Source organism: Brevundimonas bullata (assembly GCF_003350205.1).
Taxonomy (GTDB): domain Bacteria; phylum Pseudomonadota; class Alphaproteobacteria; order Caulobacterales; family Caulobacteraceae; genus Brevundimonas; species Brevundimonas bullata.
In genome coordinates, this window is record NZ_QLLC01000024.1 from 1 (window position 1) to 19,655 (window position 19,655).

The following is a 19,655-nucleotide window of genomic DNA, read 5'->3' on the forward strand; positions in this document are numbered from 1 at the left end:
GACCTCAGAAGGCTAACCTAATTCGCTCGAGCTGGAGGCGTTTTCACACAGCCTCTACCCATTGCAGACATTGCTTGCGCGGCTAGGATCAAGGCATGCGCCTTCCCTCATCGCTTGCGGCCGTCCTAATTGTGGGCATGACTGCGCTGTCTCCCGTGGACGCAGCAAGCTGTGAGGTGGCTATGAAAAATGATCCAGCGGCTTGGCTTGGCGCTTTTAGTCAACGCTGGTCTCACGAGGACTATCCACCAGTTGAGGTGCGCCCGGTCGCCCTGGAACAGGCGGAGAAGGCTTTGTCCTACACCTATCCTGACTCCTATCGCAGCGCGGTCCTAGCCATCGGCCTGCCGAGACCGACCACCGAACTATGGGACGCAATAGACGAGAGATCGGATCTTCCGCACCTGGGCGACTTCCTGACACCAGACGAGGCTGTCGAGGCTACCAGAGATTGGAGGCCGCTCGGTTATCCTGATGATCTGGCCCCTTTCGCGACCGATAGCTCGGGCAACCTACTCTCGTTTCGCATGAGAGATCGCAGTGACGCCGTCTACATTTGGGATCATGATTTCGACACGGTCGAGCAGGTCGCTCCGTCCTTTGCTGCATTGCTGGAGGCCTATTGCCGCCTACCAGAGAGTACGGAGTAGGACCGCAAACCACCCTTTGCTGCCGTTAACAGCATCCCGCTAGCCGGCCTGAAAGCCAATCTCGGCTCGGCGCCAAAGCCAGAACTGAAATCGGTCGGTTGCGGACCCAAGCTTATCGGAGCCTGCCTCTGTCGGCCGCAATGGAGGCCATGGTCAGCAGCAGCATCGCCACGACAGCCGCCGCCAAGGCGCTGGGGCCAAAACGGGCGAAGGTCAGCGCGCCCAGGATTGCGCCGGTCAACAGCCCCGCCCACAGCAGAAGATAGGGAAGCCACCCCAAAGGCGGGCCGCCCCACAGCGAGGCTGTCAGCCGCTTGCCGAACTTGACCAATGTGCCGGTCATGTAGGTCAGGCCCACTCTGACTTCGCCGTTTTCCGCGAAGACCGTGTTCTGCGCTCCCATGGCCAGAGCCAGCGGAAGGACGGCCCACACGCCCAGGCCGAGCCCATGCATCACAAGGGCCAGCGCCAGAAGGCCGGTCACAAGGGCCAGAATAGCCGGTTCCTTGTGCGCCTTTGCGAGGCGACCGACGCTAGCGCCCAAGACCACGCCCGCCATGAAGGTGAGGATCAGGCCGCCGGCGACGCCGACAGTCGAACTTCCTTCGGCGATGCCGACGCCCAGTCTTGTCGAATTCCCGCTCATGAACGAGACGAAAAATCCGCCGGTCATCAGGAAGCCGACAACATCAACAAAGCCTGCCACCGCCGAAAAGCAGGCGGCGAGCATCTTGGTTCTTAGGTCGAGCTGGACCATCATCTCTCATGAAACCCGAGCCAACCGGCCCGGTGACGAGCAGGCCGCCCGCCTTAAGCCGCGTCTTCCTTGGGCATCATGTCGCCGACGGTGGGCCGGTTCTCGGCCCAGGTGACTTCGATGTCGCGGGGTTTGACGATCTCGTTGCAGTGGCCGCAGGCGATGCGGGGTTTCAGGTCGTGGCCGCAGGTCTTGTGGATCATGGCGACGCCGCTGTCGGCCTCGCCATAGACGTGTTTCTCGCCCCAGGCGTGCAGCGTCACCAGGACCCCGTACAGGTCCTTGCCCTTGGGCGTCAGGACGTATTCGTTGCGCGGCGGACGTTCGGAATAGAGCTGCGGCTCCAGCACTCCGTGCTGCACCAGCGACTTCAGCCGCGCGGCCAGGACGTTGCGGGCCACGCCCAGCCGCTCCTGCCACTGTTCGAACCGGCGCACGCCGTTGAAGGCGTCGCGGATGACCAGCAGGGTCCACGGATCGCCGATCACCTCCAGCGTGGCGGCGATCGAGCAGCTCTGGCGGCTATAGTCGGCGGTGCGTCCCATGCAGCGGAAAGTGACCCCGCGTCAGGCTTTTGACAAGTGGGTTGCCAATCGCGACGCAGTTTGTCAGTTTCTTTAGGCAACGAACTAGCGGCTCCCCCGTGGTTCCTGCATCCCTCGACTTGCGGGCGGCGACGCTTCAGTTTCCGCCCGCGCCTCTTTCGCCTGCTGTTGCGTGGACCGATGACCGAAGCCGACCTGCTGCACGACGCCCTGACTCTGACGCCCGACGAGCAAGGTCTCGCCGCCCACCTGTCGGGCGAATTTTCCAACGGTCCCATCGTCGCCCCGCCCGAGGCGGGCTTTCCCTTCGGCGGTCTGCTGGCGGCCCTGTGCGCCGGGGCCATGCGTCAGGGCCTGGACCTCAAGGCGCCCTTACGCAGCCTGACCGTCCAGTATCTGGCCGCCGCCAAATACGGCCAGCCGATCCATTTTCGCCCGCGTCTGCTGCGCGGCGGCCGCAACGTCGCCTATGCCGTGGTCGAGGGCGGGCAAGGCGCGCGCCTGACCCACCACGCCAGCGCCACCTATGGCGCAGACGGCGACAGTGTCGAAACTCTCAGCCCGCTGCTCGCCCCGCCGCCCGTGCTGGACAGCGACGCGCCGGGCCTCAGCGGCCCCATGGCCCCGCGCTTCTCGCAGCATGTCGATTATCGCTTCGACGGCGGCCCCAATATCCTGGGCGGCAATGAAGGCAAGCCCGTCATCGAGCGAGTCTGGATGCGCACCCGCGACGGCGCGCCCCTGGACGAGCTGCGGCTGGCCTACCTGCTGGACGCCCTCTATCCGCCTGCCTGGACCGCCTTCAAGGCGCCGCCGATGATGACCAGCGTCGATCTGCGCTACGACTTCATCAACGATCCGACGCCCGAGACCGCGCCCGACGGCTGGGCCTTTTTCGAATACCGGCTGCTGGATCACGGCCTCGGCTGGTCGATGGACGAGGCTGTCGCCTGGGGCGTGGACGGTCGCCCCTTGGCCCTGGCCCGGCAGCGCCGCAAACTGCTCTGACCCCTCTTCGCTGGCTATGCTTGCCAGCGGCCCCTCGCCTCCCCTAATCCCCCCGAAACGATCCATACTGGAAACGCCCTCATGACCGCCGCATCCGATCCCGTCGTCATCGTCTCCTTCGCCCGCACGCCCATGGGCGGCTTCCAGGGCGCCCTGTCCACGGTCAAGGCCACCGACCTGGGCGCCGCCGCGGTCAAGGCCGCCGTCGAGCGCGCCGGCCTCGCCCCTGAAAAGGTCGAGCAGATCTACATGGGCTGCGTCCTGCCCGCCGGTCTGGGCCAGGCCCCGGCGCGTCAGGCCGCCATCGGCGCAGGCCTGGGCAAGCACGTCGAGGCGACGACCGTGAACAAGATGTGCGGCTCTGGCCTCCAGGCCGCCATGATGGCGCATGACGCCCTTCTGGCCGGCACCGCCGAGGTCATCGTCGCCGGCGGCATGGAGTCGATGACCGGCGCCCCCTACCTGATGAACAAGCACCGCGGCGGCGCCCGCATCGGCCACGACATCATCGTCGACAGCATGATGATGGACGGTCTGGAAGACGCCTATTCCCCCGGCAAGGCCATGGGCGTCTTCGCCGAGGACACCGCCGCCCAGTACCAGTTCACCCGTGAACAGATGGACGAATACGCCATCGAAAGCCTGACCCGCGCCAAGGCCGCCATCGCCTCGGGCGCCTTCAAGGCCGAAATCGTCCCGGTCGAGGTCGCCACCCGCAAGGGCCCCGTCACGGTCAGCGAAGACGAGCAGCCCGGCAAGGCCGACCCGGCCAAGATCCCCACCCTGCGCCCCGCCTTCACCAAGGACGGCGGCATCACCGCCGCCAACGCCTCCTCGATCTCAGATGGAGCCGCAGCCCTGGTCATGACCCGCGAAAGCACGGCCAAGGCCCTGGGCCTGCCCATCGTCGCCCGCGTCGTCGCCCACGCCGCCCACGCCCATGAGCCGGGCCTGTTCACCACCGCCCCCGTCCCGGCCATGCAGAAGGCGCTGAAGAAGGCCGGCTGGTCGGTCGAGGACGTGGACCTGTGGGAGATCAACGAAGCCTTCGCCGTCGTCGCCATGATCGCGCAACAGGAACTGGGCATCGACCGCGCCAAGCTGAACGTCAACGGCGGCGCCACGGCGCTGGGCCACCCCATCGGGGCGTCGGGCGCGCGCATCCTGTCCACCCTGCTGGCGGCGCTTCAGGCGCGCGGCGGCAAGAAGGGCGTGGCCTCGCTGTGCATCGGCGGCGGCGAAGCCGTGGCCATGGCCGTGGAACTGCCCTGAAGCTGTGGCGTTCTCCACGGTCACGCTAATCTTGGCCGTGGAGACTATGCCTTTGAAAATCCTCCCCTCCCTCTTCGCCGGCGTCGCCGCCCTGACCCTGGCGGCCTGCGCCACCGCTCAGGCGGGAAGCCCTATGGCCGACAGCACGCCCAGCGCCCAGACCAGCGACGCCCTTAAGGCCTTCCCCGCCGCCAGCGCGGGTCAGACGCGCCACGTCATCACCCTGCCGGCCCAGGCCGACGAAAGCGCGCTGAAGGTCGAGTTGATCTTGGGCAAGACCCAGACGGTGGACTGCAACCGCCAGTTCTTCGGCGGTCGACTGGAGACTCGCACAGCCGAGGGTTGGGGCTATGACTATTATGTCCTGCCGGCCCTGGGGAACGCCGCCAGCACGATGATGGGCTGCCCTCCCGGCTCTGAGCGCCAGGCCTTCGTCACCACGCAGGAACAGCCGCTGATCCGCTACAACTCGCGTCTGCCGGTGGTGGTCTACGCCCCGTCGGACGTCGAGGTGCGCTATCGCGTGTGGCGTGCGGGCGAGACCCAAACGGCGCGCTGATCGCCGTCATTGATGGACACCAGACGCGGGCGTCGGTCGTTTTCGACCGGCGCCCGTTTCGTTTCCCGCCCCGCGCATCGCTCCGCGTCGCGCATGAGCGAAGCCAGCGAGGCGCATCCGGCGCTCAGGACGATCATGGGCCGACTCCTGCATTTGCGAACCATTTGCAGATTTGCGCAGGATCGTCCGTCGTGCAAGCGTCCGCCTCCATTTTCTGGAGAGTCGCCATGCGCGAAGACGGCAAGCTGGACTACCTCGAACTGCCCGCCACCGACATGGCGGCGCACAAGGCCTTCTATGCCTCAGCCTTTGGCTGGGTGTTCCAGGATTACGGCCCTGATTATGCGGCGTTTGGCGAAGGGCTGGACGGCGGCTTCACCACCGAGGCGATGACGCCAAAGCCCCTGCCCATCCTCTACGCCCAGGACCTTGAAGCCATGCTGGCGAAGGTGCAGGCGGCAGGTGGCGAAATCACCCACCCGATCTTCGCCTTCCCCGGTGGACGGCGCTTCCACTTCCGCGACCCGTCCGGCAACGACCTGGCCGTCTGGTCAGAGTAGGCCGGGGCCTATTTGGGATCGACCGATTGGGCGATCCGCTCGGCGGCGTCGCGGTCGGCGCCGTCGAGGCTCATCAGCCAGACGTGGATTTCCTGCGGAGCCTCGGGCCGCTGGAACAGATGTTCCATGGCGATCCGGCGCGTCCCCTCCGGCACGATGACCGAGACGCGGCCCGCCGCTGTCACCTGCTCGCCGTCATAAATGGGAAACTGCGACGACGGCCCGGCGTAGATCATGGCCAGGGTCTTGCCCGCCTTGCGCACGGACCAGACCTTGGCGTCCGGCGCTCCCCGTCCCTCGACCATCTGGAACCCGGTCGGCAGGTCGATGCGGAACGGCAGGGCGGCGACCGCCGCCTGGCTGAGCACGACCGCCGCAGGCGAAGCCGCCGGAGCGGGTGCGGGGGCCGGAGCGGGGGCCGAAGCGGGCACGGAGGCCGGGACGGCCGTCGGAGCTGCTGACGGCGTCGGCGCGGGCGTCCGAGCCGGTGCGACCGGCGTGGCGGCAGCCGGGGCGCGGACGGGCGCAGTGGTCGTCGAGGCGGGCGCAGCGCGTGGCGTCGGCGCTGGAGTGACTCTGGCCGGGGCAGCCGGAGCCGCCTGAACAGGCGGGGGCGCCGCAGCGGGAGCGGGCGCTGTCGCCGGACGCGACGCAGCCGGGGGGGCGCCGTTCAGCAACCGGGTGAGTTCCTCGGCGCTCTGGGATTGGGCCTGAGATTGGGCCTGGGCCGCCACGGGAGCGGCGCTCAAAAGGACGGAGGCGAGAAGCACGGTTTTCATGCCGTGACCTTGCCTCCCGTCTTGCGCGACGGTCAAGCCGCCGCCAGTTCGACCCAGAAGGTCGCCCCCTCGCCCGGCGCCGATATGACGCCGATCTCGCCGCCCTGAAGTTCCGTCAGGCGCTTGGCCAGGGCCAGGCCGATGCCGTGCCCTTCAATGGCTGAACGCTCCAGCCCCAGCCTGTTGAACGGCTCGAACAACTGGGCCTGTTTCTCCGGGGACAACCCCGGCCCGTAGTCGATCACTTCGATCCGCACGCGGTCGTCGGCCCAGGCCGCGCGCAGTTTCACCCGCCCGCCCGCTGCGCCGTACTTGACCGCATTGCTGGCCAGGTTGCCGATGACCTGCGCCAGACGTTGGGAATCCGCCTGGGCGACCAAGGCGTCTCCCTCGATCAGAACGTCAATCGACAACCCCCTGACCTCCGGCTTCAGAATCAGAGCGCGGCGCACGTCTTCCAGAAGACCCGCCACATCGGTCGGCCGCAACTCGACCTTGACCGCGCCGGACTCCGCGCGCGCCACGTCCAGCAGATCATGAGCGAGGGTCTCCACCTGACGCGCCGTCTTGACCAGCATCTGCGCCATCTCGACCTGATCGGGCGAGGTCGCGCCCAGTTGGCCGCCGGCCCACAGCTCGCCGATGCCGATGATGCCGCTGACGGGACTCTTGATCTCATGGGCCACGTTGGCCAGCAGGCGTGACTTGGCCGCCGAGGCGCGTTCGGCGCGCTCGCGCCCTGCGCGGGCGCGCTCCGCCAGGCGGTCGCGCTCTTCCAGCAGGGCCGCGACCATCAGGATCGGCATATAGCCCAGCAAGACCAGAAGCTGCGCCAGCAAGGCCCGATTTTCGGGAGCAAATGAATGATAGGGGCCGTTGCCCGCCATCGTCCCGCCGACGGCCATGACCGTCACCAGAACCAGGGCTGAGGCGATGCCGACGACTCTGAACCGCACCGCTATCATCAGCAGCAGCGGCATCAGCAAGAAGCCGTAGGGCAGGCTCAGTTGGGAGAAGATGGCGTAGCAGGCGCCCCCGATCAGCCCCAGCAGGGCGATCCCCTCGGCCAGACGCGCCGGTTCGCGCACGATCGACAGATGGCGACGCTGCACGGCCAAGCCAAAGGCGCCCACGACGGCGAAGCCCAGGGCGTGACCGCACCACCAGACCCGCGCGCCGTCAAGAAAGTCTGAGCCGACCATGAGGTTCAGCGCCAGGGCGCTCAGCACCGCGCTCGGCAGGGCGGCGATCGCGCAAACGCCCAGGAACCGCATCAGGCCCTCGACGGAGTTGACGCTCAGTCCGGGCACGAAGCGTCGTGCCAGGACGACCGCCAGACCAATCTCCAGCAGGTTCATCACGGTGAACATGGCCGACAGGGCCGGCCCGTTGCCGACCAGGAACTCGCCTGCCAGGACGCCGGTCGTCACCAAGGTCCCGAAGGCGAGATCATAGGTCAGGCCCCGCCCGCCCCGCAGCCAGACCGCCGCTCCCAGGCCGCCCGCGCCCCACAGGGCGGCGACCAGGCCGTTGGTCCGCGCGAAGCTGATCGCCAGCACGACCAGAATGGTCACGCCGACCGCCGTCAGGATCGGCGCGAGAGGCTGTCGGAAAAAGGCGGCGTTAGGCGCAGTTACGACGACGCCGCCTTCCGCAGAAGCGGCGTCGAGAACGGGTTCAGCCCTGTCGAGCGCTCGGCTCATCGTCATGATCGGGTCCGGTGTACGCGACTAACGCCCCATGCTGCCCGAGCTTCCTAAACATCCTCTGAAGTCAGAAGGCGCTTTCGAGAACAGCGTTGAACGCCCGAACCGCCGCCGCCGGCCCTTGCGGATGGTTCCAGACGCCCGCGCTGACGGCGACGAAATCGGCGCCCGCAGCGGCCACTTCAGCGGCGTTGTCGACCGTGATGCCGCCGATAGCCACGCAGGGCGTCTCCATCGTTTCCTGCCAGATGGTCAGTTCAGCCAGTTCGGGCCGATGCGTGGTTTCCTTGGTCTCGGTCGGGAAGAAGGCGCCGAAGGCGACGTAGTCTGCGCCTGCCTCAGCAGCTTCCATGCCCAGATGACGACTGTCATGGCAGGTGGCGCCGATCATGGCGTCCGGCCCCATGATGCGCCGCGCCTCGGCCACCGGCGTGTCGTCCTGGCCCACATGCACGCCGTCGCAGCCGGTGGCTTTCGCCAGATCCGGCCGGTCGTTCAGGATCACCGCCACGTCACGGGCTTGCGCGATCGGCGCCAGTCGCGCCACCGCAGCCCTGATCTGATCATCCGAGGCGTCTTTCAGCCGGATCTGCAAGGCCGCGACCTCGCCGGCCTCCAGCGCCTGCTCCAGCAGACCGGCGAAGGCCTCCAGATCGGCGATGGCCGGCGGCGTGATCAGATACAGCTGGCAGGGCGGGCGGGGCGTGAGAGCAGGTTGACGGGCCATGTCCCCGCCCTGCCCGTCCTCGCGCCGCGCGTCAATGTCGCAGCCCTATGCGAACGATTTGCACTCGCCTTAAGAAATGCTATAGCGAGCCATTCTCAGTAACTGCCTCGGGGCTTGCCGCCTTGTACGTCTGCAACTGTAACGGCCTTCGCCAGCGTGACGTCGCCCAAGCCATCGAGGCGGGCGCCACACGCCCGCGTGAGATTTTCGCATCCAATCAATGCACTGCCCAGTGCGCGAAATGCGTCTGCGAAATGCGTCAGATGATCCAGGACACCCAGCAGGCCTTCGCGCTCGCCGCTGAGTAGTCGACGCATCTGACAGCGAAATTCACTCGCACTATCAATGCAGTGATAAATACTCGCAAATGAACCACGCGGCCTTTGCCGTGGTAAAAGCCTTCGCATCCGGCAGCGTTTGAGTCTGGAGCGCCGCTCCGGCCTCCCTTCGCCGCCCATGACGAAAGGCGACGACCATGAAGGGCGATCCGGCGATCATCCGCACCCTCAACGCGGTGCTGACCAATGAGCTGACGGCGGTCAACCAGTACTTCCTGCACGCCCGCATGTTCGAAAGCTGGGGCCTCAGCCACCTCGGCAACGTCATCTATCAGGAATCGATCGGCGAGATGAAACACGCCGACATGCTGATCAAGCGCATCCTTTTCCTGGACGGCCTGCCCAACCTGCAGGATCTGCACAAGCTCAAGGTCGGTGAAGAGCCGATCGAATGCCTGGGCGCCGACCTGCAACTGGAGATCGACAGCCGCGCCACCACCAGCGCCGCCGTCACCCAGTGCGAGGAAGCTCGCGACTACGTCAGCCGCGACCTGCTGATGAAGATCCTGGCCGATACCGAGGAGCACATCGACTTCCTGGAAAACCAGCACAAGCTGATCGAGCTTCTGGGCGCCCAGAACTATCTTCAGTCGGCCATGAGCGAGATCAAGACCGACGGCGCCGCCACCGGCAACTGATCGCTTTCAGCGCCATCATCAAGGAAGGGGGCGGTCGAGGTTCGATCGCCCCCTTTTTCTCGGCCTAGAGCACCTCGCGCCGCGCCAGGTGCGCCACGGCCAGGATCAGCACCAGCAGGCCCAGGCCGCCGCCCAGGCCCAGCGCCGTTTGCACACGCCAGGATTCGGTCGCCAACATATTGACCGGCATCTGCCACGGCATGAAGACGCCCTGCTTGGCCGACGCGGCCACCACGGCGAAGAAGGTCCCGCCGATTCCCAGCGCCAGCGCGGGCACGAAGCTGGCGAAGCGCATCGCCGTCCAGAACTGGATCGCAATCATCAACAGCCCGGCCGCGAACATAGCCGCCAGTTGCCCGGCGTACTTCCCGGCCGCAAACACGCCGGTCGGCGCCAGTTCGGGCTTGATCTGCACCCCCGCCGTCACCGCCCCCCAGGTCATTCCCATGACCAGCACCGACATGAGGCCCACGAGGCCCAGCACACAAAGCGCCTTGGCCCCGTAAAGGCTCGAGCGCGCCCGCGGCAAGGCCCGCAGCTGGTCCCAGGCTCGGGGTCCATGCTCCATGTGCGCAACCAGCGCCGTCATCGCCGTCACCGTCATCGGCAACATGAAGATGGCCCACATGGCGTTGGCGTTGACCATCCACATGTCCCACGGTTGCGGCGCTTTCTGGCGCAGCAGATTGAAGAAGACGAACAGGGCGATCAGCCCCGGCGCCGCCAGGGCCAGCAACAGGGCCAGCGAGCGGTTCAGCTTGCGAACCTCGACAGACAGGACAGACAACATCACGCGGCCTCCGGCAGGGATTGGGTGTTTTCGGTCACCTGGCGGTAGAGCCCCTCCAGCGAGCGTTCGCGGGCGCCGAAGGCGAAAACCCTGACCCCCTGCTCCACCAGCGCCCGATTCAGTCCAGCGGCGACCTGGTCGTGATCCTGACCGGGCCACAGGCGCGCGATCATGCCGTCAGCGCCTTCAACCAGGGTCAGATCCCATCGCCGCAGCACCGCCGCCGCGCGCTGGGGGTCGTCGACCCGGAGGGTGATCTCCGACGCCTCCGCCGCCTTCAGGGCGGCCAGTTCGCCCTCCAGCACCAGCCGTCCCTGATGGATCACCCCGACGTGTGTGGCGATCTGCTCGATCTCGCCCAGCAGGTGGCTGGATAGGAGGACGGTCGCGCCGGTCCGCCCCGGCAGCCCCCGCAGAAAGCCGCGCATCTCGGCGATGCCGTCCGGGTCCAGACCATTGGTCGGCTCATCCAGCACCAGCACCGGCGGTGCCCCCAACATGGCCCGCGCCAGCCCCAGCCGTTGCCGCATCCCCAGCGAATAGCCCGCGACGCGGCGCCCGGCGTCCGCACGCATCTCGACGACGGCCAGCACCCGGTCGATCTCGCTCGGCGGCAGGCCCAGAAGCCGGCGGCTCAGGTCCAGGTTCTCGCGCCCGGTCAGGTTGCCGTAGAAGCCGTGCGCCTCCAGCAGGGCGCCGACCTTGCGCGCTGCGCCGATGCGGTCGCGCCCCACGTCCACGCCGCCGACCCGGGCCGTCCCCGCCGTCGGTCGGATCAGGCCCAGCAACATCTTCAGCGTCGTCGTCTTGCCCGCGCCGTTGCGGCCCAGAAACCCATAGACCGCCTGATCCGGCACGGTCATCGACACCGCCTCCACCGCCGTCCGCGCGCCGAAGCGCCGCGTCAGCCTTTCCGTCTCGATCATTCTGACCATGACCGCCCTCCATTCGTTTAACTCTTAGATAAAGTTGCGAAGCGGCGATCTTTAAGTCAAGATTAAAGATCAGTCAGATTCGGAACCGCCAGATGCCCCACGATCCCGACCGCTTTCGTCGCCTGTGCGGCCAGTACCGCTGGCTGGCCGTCTTCATGGTGGCCAGCGTAGGCCTGCTGCTGACCCTCGCCCACCTCATCGCCCCGATCGTCCAGTGGGGGCGCACGCCGACCCTGACGGGCGGGCGCGATGTCGCCGCCTCGCTGATCTGGATCGCGCCCGCCCTCTGCTACCTGTTCGGGGTCTGGTCGATCGGTAGCGGCATGGGGCAGTTGGCGCGGGGGCGACTGATCCAGCCCACCCTGGCCTCGACCCTGCGCCGCGTCGGTCTGGCGCTCGGCGTCGGCGGGGTGATCAGCGTCTTCGTCGTCACCAACCTGTTGCGGCTGATCGGCCACGCCAAGGGGGGCTACCTGCATTTCGACGTGGCGGGCATGACCCTGGGCATGATCGGCGGCGCCCTGTTCCTGCTGGGCCGGGTGGTCGATCAGGCAGGCGCCGTCCAGGCCGAGCTGGACGAGATGATCTGATGGCGGTTCGCGTCACCCTCGACGCCCTGATCGTCGCCAAAGGGATCAAGGCCCGCGACCTGGCCGCCCAGGTCGGGCTCAGCGAAACACAGCTCTCCCTGTTCCGTTCAGGCAAGGTCAAGGGCATCCGCTTTCGCACCCTGGCCCGGCTGTGCGCGGCCCTGGGCTGCCGACCGGGCGACCTGCTGGACTATGATCTCGACCCGGCGGACCTGGCTCCGCCCGACACGGCCGAGGCGGACTGACGGAACCGCCCCGGCGGCGCGTCATTTGATGTCCTGAACTGTTCAGGAACCGCCATGCCCATCGAAGACGCTCTCGACACCGCCCGCGATCAGGCCGCCGACTTCCTCAACGCCGAGGGGCGGGACTGGACCCACGTCGCCCTGGGCCTGGCCCTGACGGCGGGTTTCGCCCTGGCGGCGACCACGGCGGCCTCGAAGCTGATCCGCCCGCAACCGCGCCACGCCCTGCAGCCGCTGGGCGGCGACGCTCCGATCACCGAGCGCCCACGCGGCCCGATCAGCCTGATCCTGCCCGCCATGTTCTCGGCCACCACCCTGTCCGCCGTTCGTGTCTGGAACGCCCCGGCCCGCCCCGAGCGCCGCACCGCCATGGCGCTTTGGGTTGCGGCACAGGCCGTCAGCGCGATCTGGCTGGCCGTTCGACCAACCCGGCTGACCACACAGATTTTGGCCGCCACCTCCTCAGCCGGCCTGGCGGCGGCCTTCGCCCACGAGGCCCGCAAGCTGGACCCCGGCGCGGGCAAGCTGGCCTCGCCGATGGGCATGGGCGTTCGCCTGGCCAACCGGGCCGAGGCCGGACTGGACCGTATGACCCGCTAGATCCGCAGACCGGCGATCAGCGCCCCCATTGCCCTTTTTCCGCTGTTCCTCTACGGCTCGCCGCGATTTCGCGCGCCCGCCCACGAGCGGCCGGGCCGCCCCCAGCCCTCAGACCCCAGCGGTTTTTATGAAAATCAACGGCAACACCATCAAGCCCGGCATGGTCCTGCAACACAACGGCGGCCTCTGGGTCGTCACCAAGGCCAGCCACGTCAAGCCCGGCAAGGGCGGCGCCTTCGCCAACGTCGAGGCCAAGAACCTCGAAACCGGCAACAAGCTGAACGAACGCTTCCGTTCGGAAGACAAGGTCGAGCGCGTCACCCTGGAACAGAAGGACTTCTCCTACCTGTTCGACAACGGCGACAGCCTGGTCTTTATGGACGACGCCACCTACGAGCAGATCGAACTGCAAAAGGACTGGGTCGGCGACGAACGCATCCCCTATCTGCAAGAGGGCATGAAGGTCGTCATCGAGATGCATGAAGACCGCCCGATCGGCCTGGAGCTGCCGGAGCAGGTCACGCTGGAAGTCGCCGAGACCGAGCCCACCGTGAAGGGCCAGACGGCCTCGTCGTCCTACAAGCCGGCCAAGGCCAACAACGGCGTCCGCATCATGATCCCGCCCTACATGGGCGTGGGCGAGCGCATCGTCGTCGACACCACGACGGGCGAATACGTCCGCCGCGCGGACTAACAAAGACCGTCTTTTCCGGCCAAGGTCGGGCGCTTAAGACGTATCTACAGGGGCGCGGATGGTCCGCGCCCCTTTTGCTTCTCCGTCTCTCCGGGCCGACAGGGCCTTCAAGGACAGCCGGACCAGGAGAACCCCATGGCCCTCGCTTCTGCTCTCGTTCAGGTCATCATCGCTGCCGTGCGCAAGACCGCACGCCCCATGCTTCGCGATTTCGGCGAAGTCGCCCAGCTTCAGGTTTCGCGCAAAGGGCCCGGCGATTTCGTCACGGCCGCCGACCTGAAGGCCGAAGACACCCTTTTTGAACTGCTGATGAAGGCGCGCCCCGGCTACGGCTTCCTCGGCGAGGAACGCGGTCTGGTCGAAGGCACCGACAAGTCGCACACCTGGATCGTCGACCCGATCGACGGCACCACCAACTTCATGCACGCCATGCCCCACTTCGCCATCACGGTGGGCCTGGAGCGCAAGCACCCCGACGGCTCGTCAGAGATCGTCGCCGGCGTCACCTATAACCCGGTGATGAACGAGCTGTTCTGGGCCGAAAAGGGCAAGGGCTGCTATCTGAACGACCAGCGCATCCGCGTCTCGGGTCGCCGCGACCTGTCCGAGAGCCTGATCTCGACCGGCCTGCCCTTCATCGGCAAGGCTGGACACTCGCAGGCCATCAAGGACATCCACGCGGTGGGCCAGCGCGTCGCCGGCATTCGTCGCCTGGGCGCCGCCTCGCTGGACTTTGCCTGGGTGGCCGCTGGCCGCTACGACGCCTATTTCGAGCGTAATCTGCAGCCCTGGGACGTCGCGGCGGGCATCCTGTTCGTCACCGAAGCCGGCGGCACGGTCACGACCATCGACATCGACGGCGACCCCAAGAACGGCAAGCAGATCGTCGCTTCTAACCCGGAACTGCACCCGCAGCTGCGCAAGATCCTGCAAGCGGCGTGATCCAAGAAGCGCCCTTCCCTTTTGGGGGAGGGCGATTTCTTTTTAGCTGTTCAGATCCAGCGAATAGCCCGCCGAGCGCACCGTGCGGATCGGGTTGACCGTCCCCTCGACGTTCAGGGCCTTGCGCAGGCGGCCGACGTGAACGTCCACCGTACGGGCCTCGACATAGACATCCGAGCCCCAGACGGCGTCCAGCAGCTGCTCGCGGCTGAACACCCGCCCCGGGTGCTTCATCAGGTGATCCAGCAGGCGGAACTCGGTCGGCCCCAGATGGACCTCCTTGCCCGCCCGACGGACGCGGTGAGCGACGCGGTCGATGACGATGTCGGCGTGGTTGATGCGGTCGTCGGCCAAGCCCGGGCGAATGCGGCGCAGCACGGCGCGAATGCGCGCTGTCAGCTCCGTCATCGAGAAGGGCTTGGTCATATAGTCGTCGGCGCCGGTGTCGAGGCCGCGCACGCGGTCCGACTCTTCGCCGCGCGCGGTCAGCATGATGATCGGCAGGTTGCGGGTCTCGGCCCGGCCGCGCAGACGACGGCAGACCTCGATCCCTGACAGCTTGGGCAGCATCCAGTCCAGCAGCACCAGATCCGGCAGGCGCTCGTCGACCTGCAACAGGCCCTCCTCCCCGTCCGCCGCCACGGTGACGTCATAGCCTTCCTTCTCCAGATTGTACTGGAGCAGGGTGGCCAGGGCGTCCTCGTCTTCCATCACCAGAATATAGGGTTGCACGTCAGGCTCTCCGGGCAGTCGAAGTCGTCAGCAGGAAGGGAAGTCAGTCGTCCGTCAGATCGGACGGCAGGGTCGAGATATGCGGCGTGGACGTCTGCTCCTCGCCGGGACCGGGCACGGCCTTGGGCCGCTCGCCCAGCATTTCCTCGCCGGTGATCTCATAGTGGACGGTCTCAGCGATGTTCGTGGCGTGGTCGCCGATCCGCTCCAGGTTCTTGGCCATGAACAGCAGATGGGTGCAGGCCGTGATCGTGCGCGGGTCGCCCATCATGTAGGTCAGCAGTTCGCGGAACAGGGCGTTGTAGTGCTCGTCCACTTCGTCGTCGGTGCTCCACACCGACAGGGCGCGCTCGATCTCCGACGCCGTATAGGCGTCCAGCACGTCGCGCAGCCGGGTCGAAACCAGCCGCCCCATCCGCTCGATCGAGCGGGTCAGGGGCTGCATGGGCTCGCCTTCCGCCAGGATCAGCGCCCGCTTGGCGATGTTCTTGGCCAGGTCGCCGGTGCGCTCCAGATCGGAGGCCAGCTTCATGGCCCCCAGGGTGCGGCGCAGGTCCGACGCCACCGGCTGACGCAGGGCGATCAGGCGGATCGACTTCTTCTCGATGTCGCGATGCAGGGCGTCCAAACGAATGTCGCGCTCGACCACCGCCTTCGCCAAGGCCACGTCGCGACGGGCGACGGATTCGATGGCGTCCGCCACCTGGGCCTCGGCCAGACCGCCCATGCGGACGACCTCAGCCGTCAGCTGGTTCAGTTCGTCGCCGTAAGCCTTGACCGTGTGCTGGTTCATGCTCGCGCCCTTAGCCGAAGCGGCCGGTGATATAGTCGAGCGTGCGGCGCTCGCGGGGATTGGTGAAGATCTCTTCGGTGTCGCCGGTCTCGACCAGCTTGCCCATGTGGAAGAAGGCCGTGCGTTGGGACACGCGAGCCGCCTGGGCCATCGAGTGGGTGACGATGACGATGCAGTAGCGCTCGCGCAGTTCGTCGATCAGCTCCTCGATCTTGGCCGTGGCGATCGGGTCCAGCGCCGAGCAGGGCTCGTCCATCAGGATGACTTCGGGTTCGACCGCGATGGCGCGGGCGATGACCAGACGCTGCTGCTGGCCGCCCGACAGGCCGGTGCCCGGCGAGTGCAGGCGGTCTGCGACCTCCTCCCACAGACCCGCGCGTTTCAGCGCCTTCTGGACGATGTCGTCCAGCTCGCCCTTGGACGTGGCCAGGCCGTGAATCTTCGGCCCATAGGCGACGTTCTCGTAGATCGTCTTGGGGAAGGGATTGGGCTTCTGGAACACCATGCCGACCTGGGCGCGCAGCAGCACGGGGTCGATCTTGCGGTCGTTGATGTCGCCGCCGTCCATCTCGATCTCGCCGGTGACGCGGCAGCCCGGAATGGTGTCGTTCATGCGGTTCATGGTCCGCAGGAAGGTCGACTTGCCGCAACCCGACGGGCCGATCAAAGCCGTGACGGTCTTGTCCGGGATGTCCAGCGAGACGTCGAACAGGGCCTGCTTGTCCCCATAGAAGACCGAGACGCCGCGCGCGGCGATCTTGATCGGACCCAGGGGCGCCGAAGCATGAGCGCCAAGGGTCGGCGCGCGGGTCAGGGATGCAGGTTCGGCGGAGGCGGTCATGGCGGGGGTCTCAGAAGCAGCAGCAGGCTCGTTCGAACCGCCGGATTGGCCGTCGGGAGCGCGGAAAATGTTGAACTTCATCAGACTACCACCGGCGTTCGAACCGCCGACGCAGCAGGATCGCGGCGGCGTTCATGACGATCATGAAGGCTAGGAGCACAAGGATGGCGGCGGCGGTCCGCTCGTGGAACGCGCGCTCCGAGGCGTTCTCCCAGATGTAGATCAGCGAAGGCAGGGCGCCGACCGGCTCGTCGATGGCGTGGGGCACGCCGGGGACGAAGCTGATCATGCCGATCAGCAGCAGGGGCGCGGTCTCGCCCAGGGCGTGGGCCATGGCGATGATCGAACCTGTCATGACGCCCGGCATAGCCAGGGGCAGGACGTGGCCGAACACGGTCTGGGTGCGGCTGGCGCCCATGGCCAAGGCGGCTTCGCGGATCGACGGCGGCACGGCCTTCAGCGACGAGCGCGTGGCGATGATCACCGTGGGCAGGGCCATCAGCGCCAACACCAGACCGCCGACCAGCGGACTGGCGCGCGGCAGGTGCAGGAAGTTGATGAACAGGGCCAGACCCAGCAGGCCGTAAACAATCGACGGCACGGCGGCGAGGTTGTTGATGTTGACCTCGATGATCGCGGTCAGGCGGTTGCGCGGCGAGTATTCTTCCAGCCACACGGCGGCGCCGACGCCGACCGGAATGGCGATCAGGGCCGTGACCAGCAACATCAGGGCCGAACCGACCACGGCGCCCAGCAGGCCCGCCAGCTCGGGCTGGGTCGAGTCGCCCTTGGTGAACAGGGCGCTGTTGAAGTGGGCGCGAACCGAACCGGACGCCTTCATCCTATCCAGCCAGGCCATCTGCTCATTGCTGATGCGACGCTGGTCCTCTGGCGTGGCCTGGGAAATCTTTCCCTTCAAATAGAGGTCGGCGTTGTCGGCCAGGGGCGCCGTGACCGGGACCGTCTGACCCAGCAGGCTAGGCTGGCGCGCGATCATGCCCGCCGCCTGGAACTTCAGCTCCGACGAGAACAGGGCCTTCATGGCTGCGGTCTTGGAGCCCTGGGCGTCGTCCTGAATGCCGAGGCGACGCAGCTGCTGTTCCGCCACGATCTGTTCGAAGTTCGCGCCCTGAGGATAGGCGCGGTCAATGCGCGACGCGTCCATATAGACCGGCAGGGTCACGCTGTGGCTGTAGAAGGCGGTGCGGCCCTGCATGATGATGCTGCCCAGCAGGATCACCAGGAAGACCAGGGCGAAGCCGATGGCCGCGCGGCCATACCATTTGAAGCGGACCTCGCGGGCATAACGGCCGCGCAAGCGGGCTTGCAGACGCTCGGTCCGGGAGCTGACGGCGTTCGTCTTCACGCCAATGTCGACGGGCGCGTCAGTCATATTGTTCCCGATAGGCTTGCACGATGCGCATTGCGACGATGTTGAGCAGCAGGGTGACGACGAACAGGGTCAGGCCCAGACCGAAGGCGGCGAGCGTCTTGGGGCTGTTGAACTCCTGGTCCCCGGTCAGCAGGGTGACGATCTGCACCGTGACGGTCGTGACGGTGTCCAGCGGGTTCAGCGTCAGCTTGGCGGCCAAACCGGCGGCCATGGTCACGATCATGGTCTCGCCGATGGCGCGCGAGATGGCCAGCAGGAAGGCCCCGGCGATGCCCGGCAGGGCGGCGGGCAGAAGCACCCGCTTGACCGTCTCGGACTTGGTCGCGCCCATGGCGTAGGAGCCGTCGCGCAGGGACTGAGGCACCGCGTTCATGATGTCGTCGGACAGGGAGCTGACGAAGGGGATCAGCATGATCCCCATGACGGCCCCGGCCACCAGGGCCATCTGGTTCTGCACCAGCAGCAGGTATTGGCCGATCCCGTCCAGCGGTCCGCCGACCAGCCAGCCGCCGATGGTGTTGAAGAAGACGCGGAAGGCCGGTCCTACCGTCAGGGCGGCGAAGAAGCCGTAGACCACGGTCGGCACGCCCGCCAGAACCTCAAGCAGAGGCTTGACCACTGCGCGGGTGCGACGTCCGGCGTATTCCGACAGATAGATGGCCGAGAACAGACCAATCGGTCCCGCCACCATCATAGCGATCATCATGATCAGGAAGGTGCCGGCGAACAGAGGCACGGCGCCGAAGGCGCCCGACGACCCGATCTGGTCGGCGCGGATCGCCATCTGCGGGCTCCACTTGGTCCCGAACAGGAATTCGGTGATCGGCACCGAGTTGAAGAAGCGAAGGCTGTCCCAGACCAAGGAGAAGATGATGCCCAGGGTCGTCAGCACGGCAACGACCGAACAGGCGAACAGGGCGATGCTGATCCAGCTTTCGACCCGATTGCGGGCGCGCAGGTCGGGACGGATGCGCACGAAGACAAAGATCCCGCCCAGGATGGCCGCGATCAGGGCCGCGACGCCGCCGCCCCAGCTCAGAGCCGAAGAGATACGGTGGGCGCGACGGCCCTCAGCCGGCAGTTCCTCGGCATAGGGGGCGGGCCAGATCTGCTGGGCCTCAAGGCCGTCGCCGATGCGGCGCGCGTCCGAGAAGAAGGCCTCGCGGCGGAAGGGCTCCAGCTGGGTGACGCTGTCCGGCGCGCCGGCGGCCAGCATCTGGCGCTCCAGCGGGGTGGAGAAGATCGAGGCGGCGATCAGCACGACCAGAGCCGGCATGCCGACCCAGATCAGGGCGTAGAGGCCATGCTGGCCCGGACGCGAGTGCGCCCTGACGCCCGCGCTGCGGCGCGTCGCCAGCCGACGTCCGCCCAGATAGGCGAGCCCCGAGAAGGCGATCAGCAATAACAGGAAAATCCAGATCATCCGGGTCCGTGCGCGCGTGAATCATTAACGTGCCGGGTCCGGCGCGTTTCGGTCGGGAAACTGCCTGTGATTGGCGAGCGGATTAAGACGGGCGCGTGACACTTCTGTTACGACGCCCATCCTTCGTGTCGCAGGGCT

General features: G+C 66.9%; 24 protein-coding genes. 12 read left to right on the forward strand and 12 right to left on the reverse strand.

Annotated features, from left to right (window positions below):
• Positions 1-95: 95 nt before the first annotated feature.
• Complete coding sequence (locus DXK21_RS11745) at positions 96-650, forward strand: SMI1/KNR4 family protein (protein WP_114817966.1); 555 nt, start codon at positions 96-98, stop codon at positions 648-650.
• A gap of 112 nt (positions 651-762) precedes the next feature.
• Here the strand turns inward: DXK21_RS11745 and DXK21_RS11750 are convergent, their stop codons facing one another.
• Together DXK21_RS11750 and DXK21_RS11755 are read right to left on the reverse strand one after the other, a co-directional pair.
• Complete coding sequence (locus DXK21_RS11750; protein WP_114818012.1) at positions 763-1,407, reverse strand: YoaK family protein; 645 nt, start codon at positions 1,405-1,407, stop codon at positions 763-765.
• Between the two features lie 53 nt (positions 1,408-1,460).
• Positions 1,461-1,952 carry a winged helix-turn-helix transcriptional regulator gene (locus DXK21_RS11755; RefSeq protein ID WP_114817967.1) on the reverse strand — a complete coding sequence of 164 codons (492 nt, stop codon included), beginning with the start codon at positions 1,950-1,952 and terminating at the stop codon, positions 1,461-1,463.
• Between the two features lie 180 nt (positions 1,953-2,132).
• Here DXK21_RS11755 and DXK21_RS11760 point away from each other — a divergent pair, with 180 nt between their 5' ends.
• From DXK21_RS11760 to DXK21_RS11775, 4 genes are all read left to right on the forward strand, one after another.
• Positions 2,133-2,960: an acyl-CoA thioesterase gene (locus DXK21_RS11760; RefSeq protein ID WP_114817968.1), complete on the forward strand. Its 828-nt coding sequence runs from the start codon at positions 2,133-2,135 to the stop codon at positions 2,958-2,960.
• A gap of 81 nt (positions 2,961-3,041) precedes the next feature.
• Positions 3,042-4,232: a thiolase family protein gene (locus DXK21_RS11765; protein ID WP_114817969.1), complete on the forward strand. Its 1,191-nt coding sequence runs from the start codon at positions 3,042-3,044 to the stop codon at positions 4,230-4,232.
• Positions 4,233-4,278: 46 nt separating this feature from the next.
• Entirely contained in the window at positions 4,279-4,791 is a 513-nt protein-coding gene (eco, locus tag DXK21_RS11770; protein WP_114817970.1) for a serine protease inhibitor ecotin, read from the forward strand.
• Positions 4,792-5,018: 227 nt separating this feature from the next.
• A complete protein-coding gene (locus DXK21_RS11775; protein WP_114817971.1) occupies positions 5,019-5,351 on the forward strand; it encodes a VOC family protein in 333 nt (110 codons plus the stop codon).
• Positions 5,352-5,359: 8 nt separating this feature from the next.
• On the opposite strand, the gene DXK21_RS16800 is transcribed toward DXK21_RS11775, so the two are convergent.
• From DXK21_RS16800 to thiE, 3 genes are all read right to left on the reverse strand, one after another.
• A complete protein-coding gene (locus DXK21_RS16800) occupies positions 5,360-6,130 on the reverse strand; it encodes a hypothetical protein (protein WP_162790656.1) in 771 nt (256 codons plus the stop codon).
• 32 nt (positions 6,131-6,162) lie between these two features.
• Positions 6,163-7,839 (reverse strand): sensor histidine kinase, encoded by a 1,677-nt coding sequence (locus tag DXK21_RS11790; protein WP_114817974.1) that lies wholly within the window; start codon positions 7,837-7,839, stop codon positions 6,163-6,165.
• Between the two features lie 64 nt (positions 7,840-7,903).
• Complete coding sequence (thiE, locus tag DXK21_RS11795; RefSeq protein WP_114817975.1) at positions 7,904-8,563, reverse strand: thiamine phosphate synthase; 660 nt, start codon at positions 8,561-8,563, stop codon at positions 7,904-7,906.
• Between the two features lie 122 nt (positions 8,564-8,685).
• Here thiE and DXK21_RS11800 point away from each other — a divergent pair, with 122 nt between their 5' ends.
• Together DXK21_RS11800 and bfr are read left to right on the forward strand one after the other, a co-directional pair.
• On the forward strand, positions 8,686-8,871 hold the full coding sequence (locus tag DXK21_RS11800; RefSeq protein ID WP_114817976.1) for a (2Fe-2S)-binding protein: 186 nt from the start codon (positions 8,686-8,688) through the stop codon (positions 8,869-8,871).
• 167 nt (positions 8,872-9,038) lie between these two features.
• Entirely contained in the window at positions 9,039-9,539 is a 501-nt protein-coding gene (gene bfr, locus DXK21_RS11805; protein WP_114817977.1) for a bacterioferritin, read from the forward strand.
• A 64-nt stretch (positions 9,540-9,603) separates the two neighbouring features.
• Here the strand turns inward: bfr and DXK21_RS11810 are convergent, their stop codons facing one another.
• Together DXK21_RS11810 and DXK21_RS11815 are read right to left on the reverse strand one after the other, a co-directional pair.
• Positions 9,604-10,329, reverse strand: a complete 726-nt coding sequence (locus tag DXK21_RS11810) for an ABC transporter permease (protein WP_114817978.1) — start codon at positions 10,327-10,329, stop codon at positions 9,604-9,606.
• Positions 10,329-11,264 carry an ABC transporter ATP-binding protein gene (locus DXK21_RS11815; RefSeq protein ID WP_114817979.1) on the reverse strand — a complete coding sequence of 312 codons (936 nt, stop codon included), beginning with the start codon at positions 11,262-11,264 and terminating at the stop codon, positions 10,329-10,331. The genes DXK21_RS11810 and DXK21_RS11815 overlap by 1 nt, the downstream gene beginning before the upstream one ends.
• Before the next feature lie 92 nt (positions 11,265-11,356).
• Between DXK21_RS11815 and DXK21_RS11820 the strand changes: the two genes are divergently transcribed.
• The 5 genes from DXK21_RS11820 (at position 11,357) to DXK21_RS11840 (ending at position 14,335) form a co-directional block, all read left to right on the forward strand.
• Entirely contained in the window at positions 11,357-11,854 is a 498-nt protein-coding gene (locus DXK21_RS11820; protein ID WP_114817980.1) for a DUF2975 domain-containing protein, read from the forward strand.
• Positions 11,854-12,099 carry a helix-turn-helix domain-containing protein gene (locus DXK21_RS11825; RefSeq protein WP_114817981.1) on the forward strand — a complete coding sequence of 82 codons (246 nt, stop codon included), beginning with the start codon at positions 11,854-11,856 and terminating at the stop codon, positions 12,097-12,099. Before DXK21_RS11820 ends, DXK21_RS11825 begins: the two co-directional genes overlap by 1 nt.
• Positions 12,100-12,153: 54 nt before the next feature.
• Entirely contained in the window at positions 12,154-12,699 is a 546-nt protein-coding gene (locus DXK21_RS11830; protein ID WP_114817982.1) for a TspO protein, read from the forward strand.
• A 127-nt stretch (positions 12,700-12,826) separates the two neighbouring features.
• Positions 12,827-13,393, forward strand: coding sequence for an elongation factor P (gene efp / locus DXK21_RS11835; protein WP_114817983.1), 567 nt, complete (start codon positions 12,827-12,829; stop codon positions 13,391-13,393).
• Between the two features lie 135 nt (positions 13,394-13,528).
• Entirely contained in the window at positions 13,529-14,335 is an 807-nt protein-coding gene (locus DXK21_RS11840; RefSeq protein ID WP_114817984.1) for an inositol monophosphatase family protein, read from the forward strand.
• A 42-nt stretch (positions 14,336-14,377) separates the two neighbouring features.
• On the opposite strand, the gene phoB is transcribed toward DXK21_RS11840, so the two are convergent.
• The 5 genes from phoB to pstC form a co-directional block, all read right to left on the reverse strand.
• The gene (gene phoB, locus DXK21_RS11845) at positions 14,378-15,067 is read right to left on the reverse strand and encodes a phosphate regulon transcriptional regulator PhoB (RefSeq protein ID WP_114817985.1); all 690 of its coding nucleotides are present in this window, start codon (positions 15,065-15,067) and stop codon (positions 14,378-14,380) included.
• A gap of 43 nt (positions 15,068-15,110) precedes the next feature.
• Complete coding sequence (gene phoU, locus DXK21_RS11850; RefSeq protein ID WP_114817986.1) at positions 15,111-15,860, reverse strand: phosphate signaling complex protein PhoU; 750 nt, start codon at positions 15,858-15,860, stop codon at positions 15,111-15,113.
• Positions 15,861-15,870: 10 nt separating this feature from the next.
• Positions 15,871-16,701 (reverse strand): phosphate ABC transporter ATP-binding protein PstB, encoded by an 831-nt coding sequence (gene pstB, locus DXK21_RS11855; protein ID WP_114818013.1) that lies wholly within the window; start codon positions 16,699-16,701, stop codon positions 15,871-15,873.
• A gap of 85 nt (positions 16,702-16,786) precedes the next feature.
• Positions 16,787-18,094: a phosphate ABC transporter permease PstA gene (pstA, locus tag DXK21_RS11860; RefSeq protein WP_114817987.1), complete on the reverse strand. Its 1,308-nt coding sequence runs from the start codon at positions 18,092-18,094 to the stop codon at positions 16,787-16,789.
• Positions 18,087-19,517, reverse strand: coding sequence for a phosphate ABC transporter permease subunit PstC (pstC, locus tag DXK21_RS11865; protein ID WP_114817988.1), 1,431 nt, complete (start codon positions 19,515-19,517; stop codon positions 18,087-18,089). Before pstC ends, pstA begins: the two co-directional genes overlap by 8 nt.
• Positions 19,518-19,655 lie beyond the last annotated feature (138 nt).